This window comes from Pseudomonas sp. (assembly GCF_026224925.1).
In the GTDB taxonomy this organism is placed as follows: Bacteria; Pseudomonadota; Gammaproteobacteria; order Pseudomonadales; family Pseudomonadaceae; genus Aquipseudomonas.
The window spans coordinates 1-10,435 of the sequence record NZ_JAMFRV010000201.1 but is presented as its reverse complement, the minus strand read 5'-3'; the positions used below and the strand labels follow the sequence as shown (position 1 = coordinate 10,435).

The window sequence follows — 10,435 nt, the reverse complement described above, 5'->3', positions numbered from 1 at the left end:
GTAACCACGGCGCGGCGGACGGTCGGGTGGTGGCTGGCTTGGTGGTGCCGGAAGACGAGCGTCACCTGATTCCGGCAGCATTAGCGGAAATCGGCTACCCGTATTGGGATGAAAGCGAAAACCCGGCGTACACCTTGTTTCTCGGATAAACCCACTATCGGTAGGAGCTGCCGAAGGCTGCGATTCGACCGCAAACCGGTCGATTTCTGAACCGCTGAAGGTCGTACCGACCTTATCGCAGCCTTCGGCAGCTCCTACAGTTGCAGCGTCACAGCAAGTTTATGGCGTTTTGGGAGCTTCAGCCGGGGTAGCATCAGGCGTAGCTGCTGGGGTCGGCGTAGGGGTCGGCTCGGCCGCAGGAGTAGGAGCCGCCGCAGGCTGTGGCGTCGGAGCAGGCGTAACAACCTCCGCTTTAATCGCCTCAGGCTCGGCTGGCGCCGGTACCGGTTCGCTGGCAGACGGTGCGGTTTCTGCCGCAGGCTCTTTTGCTGGCTCTGGCACCGTCGGCGCAGGCTTGCTGTTAGCCAATGCCGCTGCGGGGGTCGCAGCATGGGTTACGGGTTCTGGCATACCCAAGTCGGTTTTCGGCTTTTCGGGAATGTTCGCGGCTTTTTTCACCTCAGGCGGCAGGAAGTTCTCCACCAAGGCAAAAAAGCGGTCGTAGAATTTGGGAGACGCCACTGTTTCACTGGCGACCTTGACCATGGAATCATCCGTGGAGCCGATCGGCATCGACAACGAGCCCAATACGCCGACGCCCAGGCTAGCGGAGTTATTAACCTTCTTCAGCGCGTAACGGTCCTGCAGGGCGTTAGCAAACATGGTAGCGCCCTTGGACGTGCCGTCTCCAGCACAGACCACGCTAAAGCTGATCTCCATGTGGGTTTCACCGGTTTGCTGGAAACTCTTGTGCCCACTGATCACTTTGGGGTCATTGCTGGTAATGATGTAACCCTGGCTAAGCAAGGCACGACGCGCCGCCTCGCAGGAGGCAGCGTCGGTGACCGGGTAATTTCTCGAAAAAGTCCCGGAGTCGTCAAAATTTTCATGCTCATACACCGCCGGCTTCTGCGATGAGCAGCCTGCGGCGGCTAGCAAGGCGGTGGCCCAGCATGCGGTACGAAAGCTCGGTAATTTAGACATTCAAAATCCTGGGAGAAAAAACTGACTGCAAAACGGGTAAAGCTGGGATACGGGGGGCCAGTCTGCATCAAGGATAGCGTGCGATCAACGCCGTTCGGAAACACCGTCGATTCGTCTGACTGGTGGGGGAGTCTACACGGCAATGCTACATCGATCCTGAACACAAACCCCAGAAACTAAAAAACCCGCTCTAGGCGGGTTTTTCAGCGTGTTGCCGGTTCACGAATGAACCAACAGCACATGTATGGCGCAGCGGACGGGACTCGAACCCGCGACCCCCGGCGTGACAGGCCGGTATTCTAACCGACTGAACTACCGCTGCGTGTCGCTCGGACTTGCATCCGATGAACTCTTTTTCGAAACAGGCCTTCGAGTGCCTGCCTCTGTGAAACCCTAAAAGGACCGCTTCTGGAGCGTTCCAGTCTCAGACCGTACAAGCCGATCTGAAAAATATGGCGCAGCGGACGGGACTCGAACCCGCGACCCCCGGCGTGACAGGCCGGTATTCTAACCGACTGAACTACCGCTGCGCATTGTGTGACGTGTGTACAACTTTCTTTCGAAAGCCTCAAGAAGTGGTGGGTGATGACGGGATCGAACCGCCGACCCGCTGCTTGTAAGGCAGCTGCTCTCCCAGCTGAGCTAATCACCCTTCACTCTCGGTGTGGCGCGCATTCTATATAGCGACCCCACCTCTGGCAAGCACTTTTTTAAATAACTTTTATAATCCTTCCAAAGGCTTAGCACAGGGTTGGCCGCTGGGGCTTAGGAGGGAATAATGCCCCCCTTTGTATAAAGGAGAGATTCACCCCATGTGGTTCAAAAACCTGCTTGTCTATCGCCTGACCCAAGATCTGCCTTTTGATGCTGAGGCGCTGGAAACCGCATTGGCGACCAAACCGGCCCGCCCTTGTGCCAGCCAGGAGTTGACCACTTACGGTTTCGTCGCTCCCTTCGGTAAAGGCGAGGACGCGCCACTGGTCCACGTCAGCGGAGACTTCCTGCTGATCGCCGCGCGTAAAGAAGATCGTATTTTGCCTGGCAGCGTTGTGAATGACGCTTTGCGGGAGAAGATCGAAGAGATCGAAGCCGAACAAATGCGCAAGGTCTATAAAAAGGAGCGCGATCAGCTCAAGGATGAAATCATCCAGGCCTTCTTGCCTCGCGCCTTTATTCGTCGCGGGTCGACCTTTGCGGCCATCGCGCCGAAACAGGGTCTGATTCTGGTTAACGCCTCCAGCCCTAAACGCGCCGAAGACCTGCTCTCCACATTGCGTGAAGTGATCGGTTCATTGCCGGTGCGCCCATTGACCGTGAAGGTCTCGCCAAGCGCGACCATGACCGAGTGGGTCAAAACCCAGAAAGCCGCTGACCACTTCTTCGTGCTCGATGAGTGCGAGCTGCGTGATACCCACGAAGACGGTGGCATCGTCCGTTGCAAGCGTCAGGACCTGACCAGCGAAGAAATCCAGTTGCATTTGAGCACCGGTAAAGTGGTTACTCAGCTGTCGCTGGCTTGGCAGGACAAGCTGTCTTTCGTCCTCGACGACAAGATGGTGGTCAAGCGTCTGAAGTTTGAAGACCTGTTGCAAGATCAGGCTGAACAAGATGGTGGCGAAGAAGCCCTCGGCCAACTGGACGCAAGCTTCACGTTAATGATGCTGACCTTCGGCGAATTCCTTCCGGAGTTGTTCGAAGCGCTGGGCGGCGAAGAACTGCCCCAGGGCATTTAAGCCCCACACCGTTCAATGCGTTTGTGCGCTACCGCTGACGGTAGCGCACGCTTTCTTCTTATAAAAAGGAACAGACCATGCGTGCTTTGGCTACGTTGAGTCGCTTTGTCGGCAATACCTTCGCTTATTGGGTGCTGCTGTTTGCGGTGTTGGCGTTTGTGCTGCCCGAATGGTTTATCGGTTTGAAAGTTGCCATCGTGCCGCTACTCGGCCTGGTGATGTTCGGCATGGGCCTGACGCTCAAGCTCGACGATTTTTCAGAAGTTGCGCGCCATCCGTGGCGTGTGGCGTTGGGTGTGATCGCGCATTTCGTGATCATGCCCGGTGTGGCCTGGCTGTTATGCCAGGCGTTTCATCTGCCGCCAGAAATCGCCGTTGGTGTGATTCTGGTGGGCTGCTGCCCGAGTGGGACATCGTCCAATGTCATGACTTGGCTGGCCCGTGGCGACCTGGCGCTGTCAGTAGCGATTGCCGCGGTGACCACCCTCCTCGCCCCGCTGCTCACGCCTGCATTGATTTGGCTACTGGCGTCGGCCTGGCTGCCGGTGTCATTCATGGAAATGTTCTGGTCAATTCTGCAGTTGGTGTTACTGCCCATCGTGCTGGGCGTCGTGGCGCAACGCGTATTGGGCGCACGGGTTAAAACCGCAGAAGACGTATTGCCTTTGGTCTCGGTGGTCAGCATCGTCATGATCGTCGCCGCAGTGGTTGCCGCCAGTCAGGCGAAAATCGCTGAATCCGGTCTGTTGATCATGGCAGTGGTCATCCTGCACAACACCTTTGGCTTCGTACTGGGCTACTTCACCGGCAAGCTGTTCAAACTGCCGTTGGCCCAACGCAAATCCCTGTCACTGGAAGTCGGCATGCAAAACTCCGGACTGGGCGCAGCACTGGCCAGCGCACACTTCTCGCCACTGGCGGCGGTGCCGAGCGCATTGTTCAGTGTTTGGCACAATATTTCCGGCGCGCTGCTTTCTACTTACTTCCGAAGGATGAGTGAAAAGGCGGATAGGGAAGCGGCTGAGGCTTCGGCACAGTAACCAGACCGTGTTGCTTCATTCGCCAGCAAGCTTACTCCCACAGTTTTTTGGATTGCCCAAATCCGACGGCATGCCGAGATTCGGTGGGCAGTTTTGCTGCTGGGGATACCCCAAATCGATTACTCAATGCTTGCCCTTCACTCAACAATATGCAAAATACTGCCCACAGTCAGGACGACCTGACTGTTGCGTCAGAAGAACCACTCCGAGGACGACCTCTTGTTTGGAGGTCATCATGTCCTGGATTATTCTGGTTTTTGCCGGTCTGTTTGAAGTCGGTTGGGCCGTTGGCCTGAAGTACACCGAAGGGTTCACCCGCCCATTACCCACCGCCCTTACCATCACCGCGATGATCATCAGCCTCAGTTTGCTGGGCCTCGCCATGAAAGAATTGCCGCTGGGCACTGCCTATGCAATTTGGACCGGCGTCGGCGCAATTGGCACTGTGATCGCGGGAATCATCCTGTTTGGCGAGTCCATGGCGCTGATTCGTCTGGCGAGCGTGGGGCTGATTCTGTGTGGATTGGTGGGATTGAAACTGAGCAGTTGAGGTGCTTCCAATCTGTAGGAGCGCGCTTGCCCGCGATGGAGCGCAGAGCGGTCCTAACGGCTTAACCCGGCTCCGGACTGAAGATTGCGGTCACCGGGTTACGACTGCTACGGTCGAGCGCGACCCCGAACCGATCGCGGGCAAGCGCGCTCCTACAATTGCATCCCTCTAACGCACCGCGCCCCTCAACACCGCCACCTGCGCCTGCAAATTGGCAGGGAGTGCTGCATCACCGGTCACCGCAGGTCCTGCGACCAAGGTAATCCTTGACCACAGGCGCCGCAGAACACCCTTGTTCGGATCGCGACTGAAAAAGCTGCCCCATAATCCCTGCAACGCCAGCGGAATCACTGGTACTGGCGTGTCCTGCAGCACGCGCGTTAAACCACTTTTGAATTCGTTGATCTCGCCATCGGTCGTCAGTTTTCCTTCGGGAAAGATGCACACCAACTCTCCATTTTTCAGGTATTCGGCGATTTTCTTAAACGCCTGGTCGTAGATCAGCAGGTCTTCGTTGCGCCCGGCAATCGGAACAGCACCCGCCGTGCGGAAGATGAAGTTCAGCACCGGCAAGTTGTAGATTTTGTAATAAGTCACAAAGCGAATCGGCCGACGCACGGCACCACCGATCAACAACGCGTCGACGAACGACACATGGTTGCACACCAGCAACGCCGCGCCTTCGTCCGGAATCAAGTCGAGGTTGCGGTGTTCAACACGGTACATGGAATGGCTGAGCAGCCAGATCATGAAACGCATACTGAACTCGGGAACGATTTTGAAGATGTAGACGTTCACCGCGATGTTCATCAGCGAAACCACTAAAAACAGCTGCGGGATCGACAGTTTGACCACACTGAGCAGTACGATCGAAACGATGGCCGACACCACCATGAACAGCGCATTGAGAATGTTGTTCGCCGCGATGACCCGGGAACGCTCTTTCTCGGCGGTGCGCGATTGAATCAACGCATACAGCGGGACGATATAAAAGCCACCGAAGACGCCGATACCCAGCACGTCCAGCAATACCCACCATGCCTGACCGATGGACAGCACCGCCAGCCAGTCATTGGCCTGAACGTTTTGCGGAAAACCACCCGAGTGCCACCACAGCAACAGACCGAATACCGTCAGGCCCATGGAGCCAAACGGCACCAAACCGATCTCGACCTTGCGCCCGGACAAGCGCTCGCAGAGCAGAGAGCCCAAGGCAATACCGATGGAGAACACCGCAAGAATCAGCGTCACAACGGTTTCATCGCCGTACAGCCAGTCTTTGGCGTAGGCCGGAATCTGTGTCAGGTAAATCGCACCGACGAACCAGAACCAAGAGTTGCCGACTATCGAGCGTGACACCGCTGGGGTCTGCCCCAGGCCTAAGCGCAACGTGGCCCAGGACTCGCTAAAAATATTCCAATTCAGCCGCATTTCCGGCGAAGCAGCCGCTGCGCGTGGGATGCTGCGGCTGGCGATGTACCCCAGACAGGCAACCAGCAATAACGCGGTAGCAACGACGGGCGCGTAATGCGCGGAAGACATCATGATCCCGGCACCTATGGTTCCAGCCAGAATCGCCAGAAAGGTGCCCATCTCCACCAGCCCATTACCACCGACCAACTCGTTCTCATGCAGGTGCTGCGGAAGAATCGAGTACTTCACCGGGCCGAACAATGCCGAATGTGTGCCCATGGCGAATAGCGCCAGCAGCATCATCGACAGGTGATTGAGCATAAAGCCCGCCGCGCCCACCACCATAATCGCGATTTCACCCAATTTGATCAGGCGAATCAGCGCGTCCTTGGCGTACTTTTCACCGAATTGCCCCGCCAGCGCCGAAAACAGAAAGAACGGCAGGATGAACAGCAATGCGCATAGATTGACCCAAATCGACCGATCACCGTCGATGCTGAGCTTGTAGAGAATGGCCAGAATCAGCGATTGCTTGAGCACGTTGTCGTTAAAAGCCCCGAGGGACTGAGTAATGAAAAACGGCAGGAAGCGCCGTTTTCCCAACAAATTGAACTGCGATTGTTGACTCATCGTCCTTGCATCCCATGACGCCGTGTCCGGCTTTTCAGTGGCCGACATTGAAAACGTTAACCTCACGGATGTCGATAGGATGCGTCTGATTCTATTCCGGGCAATTTCCTGGAATGTATAAACATCCTACTTACTCAGCCCAGCGATGCACGGCGAGACAAACAGCTCTCCTTTATAAGCGCCACGAACCGTGCGAGTCATGACAACTGCCCAGAGGATCGTCAGACAGATGACCAGCAAGGTACCCACCACCGAAAAGAACGCCAGATCAAGCCGAGTCGCCAGCTTGAGCGTCGCCAACGCATAGACGCCCAACGGGAAGGTAAACCCCCACCATCCCAGGTTGAAAGGAATACCGGTGCGCAGGTAACGCACGGTGATCAACACCGCGATCAACATCCACCACAGGCCAAAACCCCATAACGTGATGCCCGCCACCAGACCGATGCCGTCGGCGATTTCACCGAGGCCCGGCAAACCGTTCGCCGCGAAAATTGCCGGAGCGTCCGCGCCCATCAGCAACATGCCTAACGCTCCCGTACCTATCGGGCCCAGTGCCAGCCAGCTCGACGCGGCCATGCTTTCGTGGGGCAACTTGTGCAACGCCATGCGCAACAACAGGATGGTCAGGATGCTGAACGCCACCGGCACCGAAAACGCCCATAACACGTAGCTGGTGATCAATACGCTAAATTGCGATGCGCTGTCCGCCAGGTGCGGTGCGAGCAATCCACCACTGGCCGCCGCTACTTCTGCAGCGACGACAGGCAACAACCACACGGCGGTCATCTGGTCGATGCTGTGTTGCTGACGGGTGAACATCATGAACGGGATCAACACACCGCAGGCCAACGCCATTGCAACATCCAGCCACCACAACACTTGGGCGATGGCGACCGCCGCGTCGCCCCAACGCGTTATGCCAAACAGCAGATAGCCGTTGATGATGGTCGCCAGGCCCATGGGGATAGTGCCGAAAAACATCGAAACGGTAGAGTGGCCAAACACCCGCCGCGCTTCGTCAAAAAATAGCACCCAGCGCGCCGTATACAGCAGGCTGAATAATGCAAACAGGCCAATGTTAAACAGCCACAGCCCCTCGGCAAACTGACGCAGACTTGGGACCTGCGCGGAGAGTTGCGCAAGGGTCAAGGCAAGAACACCGGTGCCCATGGTCGCTGCGAACCAATTTGGCGTGAACTGGCGAATGACTTCTCGCGGATGGCTCAAATGGCTGAGCGGGCGGACTGGATTGAGGGTGGTCATGATGATCTCCTGTCCTCTGATGAGGTCAATCAAGCTTAATAGCCAGACGATCTATCTATATAACGGGTAATTTATGTATAGGTCATCTATATCCTCTATATAGAGTTAAGGCTGTATAGCCAGCGCTCCATTAAACCGTGCGACATCAAACCGCGCCGCGACCTTGGTCGGCACTGACGAAGCCCAAACATCGTGCGAAACTGTCGCGCCCGCGCTGTTCAGAGAGCTGGCGTTATTTGGAGCTTTACATGTCGTTGTCCAGCGGGCTAATTGCTGCCGTCGCTCTCGCTTACATGGCCATCATGTTCGCCATCGCTTTCTATGGTGATCGGCGCAGCACGCCGCTGCCTCCGCGCATTCGAGCGTGGGTCTACAGCCTGTCGTTGGCGGTGTACTGCACTAGCTGGACATTTTTCGGCGCCGTAGGCCAGGCGGCGGAACAACTCTGGTCGTTTTTGCCCATCTACCTCGGCCCGATACTGCTGCTGATGCTCGCGCCGTGGGTGCTGCAAAAGATGGTGATGATCAGCAAGCAGGAGAACATCACCTCCATTGCCGACTTCATCGCGGCCCGCTACGGCAAATCGCAATCGCTAGCGGTGGTGGTCGCTCTGATCTGTCTGGTCGGGGTGTTGCCCTACATCGCATTGCAGCTGAAAGGCATCGTGCTGGGGGTGAACCTACTGATCGGAGCGGTGGCGGAATCCACCGGAGTCCGCGCACAAGACACCGCGCTCATTGTCTCGTTGGTCCTGGCCCTGTTCACCATTCTGTTTGGCACGCGCAACCTCGACGCCACCGAACACCACCGCGGCATGGTGCTGGCGATTGCGTTTGAAGCGTTGGTCAAACTGTTCGCGTTTCTCGCCGTGGGGGCCTTTGTTACCTTCGGCCTGTACGACGGTTTCGACGACTTGTTCAACCAAGCAATGCTTGCGCCGCGCCTGGCAGAGTATTGGAAAGAGACCATCAACTGGCCGTCCATGGTGGTCCAGACCGGCGTAGCGATGATGGCAATGATCTGCCTGCCACGGCAGTTTCACCTGATCGTTGTGGAGAACATCGAACCACAGGATTTACGTCTGGCGAAATGGGTGTTCCCCGCTTACTTGGCATTGGCGGCGCTGTTCGTGGTGCCCATCGCCTTGGCCGGGCAAATGTTGCTGCCAAGCTCGGTATTGCCTGACTCCTTTGTGATCAGCCTACCGCTGGCACAAGCCCATCCAATATTGGCCCTGCTGGCGTTCATCGGTGGCGCGTCAGCGGCGACCGGCATGGTGATCGTTGAGTGTGTGGCACTGTCGACCATGGTTTCCAACGATATGTTGCTGCCGTGGCTGCTGCGTCGACAAACCGCAGAGCGACCGTTCGAGGTGTTTCGTCAGTGGATGCTGTCGGTGCGACGCGTCAGCATCGTGGTGATTCTGCTGCTGGCGTATGTCTGCTATCGGCTGCTGGGGTCGACGGCGAGCCTGGCGACCATCGGCCAGATTGCCTTCGCTGCGATCACCCAATTGGCGCCCGCGATGCTCGGCGCGCTGTACTGGAAACAAGCCAACCGCCGGGGGGTGTTTGCCGGTTTGGCAGCGGGTACCTTTCTGTGGTTCTACACCTTAGTGCTGCCGATTGCGGCCATCAGTCTGGGCTGGTCTCTGAAAAGCTTTCCGGCCTTGGCATGGCTACACAGCAACCCGTTCAATCTGCCCATTACCCCGCTGACCCAAGGCGTGGTGCTGTCGCTGGCGGGGAACTTCACCCTGTTCGCCTGGGTGTCGGTGTTGTCCCGTACGCGGGTTTCCGAGCACTGGCAAGCCGGGCGATTCATCGGTCAGGAGATCAGCGCACGTCCGCGAAGTCGTTCGTTGCTGGCGGTGCAGATCGAAGACTTGCTAACCCTGTCGGCGCGGTTCGTCGGCGAAGAGCGCGCACGGCAGAGCTTCATTCGCTTCGCGTATCGTCAGGGCAAGGGCTTTAACCCGAATCAAAACGCCGACGGTGAATGGATCGCGCACACCGAACGGCTGTTGGCCGGTGTACTGGGTGCATCCTCGACCCGAGCCGTGGTCAAGGCCGCCATCGAAGGCCGCGAGATGCAGCTAGAGGACGTGGTGCGTATCGCCGACGAAGCATCGGAAGTGCTGCAATTCAACCGGGCATTGCTGCAAGGCGCAATTGAAAACATCACCCAAGGCATTAGCGTGGTGGATCAATCGTTGAAGCTGGTGGCCTGGAATCACCGTTATCTGGAAGTGTTCAATTACCCGGAAGGGCTGATCAGCGTGGGGCGGCCGATTGCCGACATCATTCGTCATAACGCCGAACGCGGCCTGTGCGGGCCGGGCGAAGCCGAAGTGCATGTGGCGCGCCGGCTGCACTGGATGCGTCAAGGCCGGGCGCACACCTCGGAACGACTGTTCCCCAGCGGCCGCGTGATCGAGTTGATCGGCAACCCGATGCCCGGCGGTGGTTTTGTCATGAGTTTCACTGACATCACCGCGTTCCGCGAAGCCGAGCAGGCACTTAAGGCTGCCAACGAAAGCCTCGAGCAGCGGGTTGCCGAACGTACCCACGAACTCTCACAACTGAACGTCGCGCTGACTGAAGCCAAGGGCACAGCGGAAACCGCCAACCAATCGAAAACCCGTTTTCTCGCCGCCGTC

Annotated in this window: 7 protein-coding genes, 3 tRNA genes and 1 pseudogene; 5 read left to right on the top strand and 6 right to left on the bottom strand. The window is 57.3% G+C overall.

Annotation, left to right across the window (positions count from 1 at the left end; all coding sequences use genetic code 11):
* Positions 1–149: pseudogene (locus tag M0974_RS08725) on the top strand (threonine dehydratase); the annotation flags it as partial.
* A gap of 130 nt (positions 150–279) precedes the next feature.
* Here M0974_RS08725 and M0974_RS08720 read toward each other — a convergent pair.
* From M0974_RS08720 to M0974_RS08705, 4 genes are all read right to left on the bottom strand, one after another.
* Positions 280–1,143, bottom strand: coding sequence for a DUF2242 domain-containing protein (locus tag M0974_RS08720; protein WP_297835385.1), 864 nt, complete (start codon positions 1,141–1,143; stop codon positions 280–282).
* Positions 1,144–1,388: 245 nt separating this feature from the next.
* Positions 1,389–1,465 (bottom strand) — tRNA-Asp (locus M0974_RS08715).
* Positions 1,466–1,596: 131 nt separating this feature from the next.
* Positions 1,597–1,673, bottom strand: a tRNA-Asp gene (locus M0974_RS08710).
* Positions 1,674–1,719: 46 nt separating this feature from the next.
* A tRNA-Val gene (locus M0974_RS08705) sits at positions 1,720–1,795 on the bottom strand.
* A 160-nt stretch (positions 1,796–1,955) separates the two neighbouring features.
* Between M0974_RS08705 and rdgC the strand changes: the two genes are divergently transcribed.
* The 3 genes from rdgC to sugE all read left to right on the top strand — a co-directional run bounded on the left by rdgC (position 1,956) and on the right by sugE (position 4,466).
* On the top strand, positions 1,956–2,876 hold the full coding sequence (rdgC, locus tag M0974_RS08700; protein WP_297835384.1) for a recombination-associated protein RdgC: 921 nt from the start codon (positions 1,956–1,958) through the stop codon (positions 2,874–2,876).
* A gap of 77 nt (positions 2,877–2,953) precedes the next feature.
* A complete protein-coding gene (locus tag M0974_RS08695; protein WP_297835382.1) occupies positions 2,954–3,916 on the top strand; it encodes a bile acid:sodium symporter family protein in 963 nt (320 codons plus the stop codon).
* A 235-nt stretch (positions 3,917–4,151) separates the two neighbouring features.
* On the top strand, positions 4,152–4,466 hold the full coding sequence (gene sugE, locus M0974_RS08690; RefSeq protein ID WP_297835379.1) for a quaternary ammonium compound efflux SMR transporter SugE: 315 nt from the start codon (positions 4,152–4,154) through the stop codon (positions 4,464–4,466).
* A 168-nt stretch (positions 4,467–4,634) separates the two neighbouring features.
* Here the strand turns inward: sugE and M0974_RS08685 are convergent, their stop codons facing one another.
* Positions 4,635–6,509 carry an MFS transporter gene (locus M0974_RS08685; RefSeq protein ID WP_297835377.1) on the bottom strand — a complete coding sequence of 625 codons (1,875 nt, stop codon included), beginning with the start codon at positions 6,507–6,509 and terminating at the stop codon, positions 4,635–4,637.
* A gap of 126 nt (positions 6,510–6,635) precedes the next feature.
* A complete protein-coding gene (locus tag M0974_RS08680; RefSeq protein WP_297835375.1) occupies positions 6,636–7,775 on the bottom strand; it encodes a TDT family transporter in 1,140 nt (379 codons plus the stop codon).
* 248 nt (positions 7,776–8,023) lie between these two features.
* On the opposite strand from M0974_RS08680, the gene M0974_RS08675 reads away from it, so the two are divergent.
* On the top strand, positions 8,024–10,435 hold a 2,412-nt coding region (locus M0974_RS08675; protein WP_297835373.1), incomplete at its 3' end, for a PAS-domain containing protein.

Coding starts and splice junctions, on each gene's coding strand:
- M0974_RS08720 (WP_297835385.1), bottom strand. CDS start 1,143: ATGTCTAAATTACCGAGCTTTCGTACCGCATGCTGGGCCACCGCCTTG.
- rdgC (WP_297835384.1), top strand. CDS start 1,956: ATGTGGTTCAAAAACCTGCTTGTCTATCGCCTGACCCAAGATCTGCCT.
- M0974_RS08695 (WP_297835382.1), top strand. CDS start 2,954: ATGCGTGCTTTGGCTACGTTGAGTCGCTTTGTCGGCAATACCTTCGCT.
- sugE (WP_297835379.1), top strand. CDS start 4,152: ATGTCCTGGATTATTCTGGTTTTTGCCGGTCTGTTTGAAGTCGGTTGG.
- M0974_RS08685 (WP_297835377.1), bottom strand. CDS start 6,509: ATGAGTCAACAATCGCAGTTCAATTTGTTGGGAAAACGGCGCTTCCTG.
- M0974_RS08680 (WP_297835375.1), bottom strand. CDS start 7,775: ATGACCACCCTCAATCCAGTCCGCCCGCTCAGCCATTTGAGCCATCCG.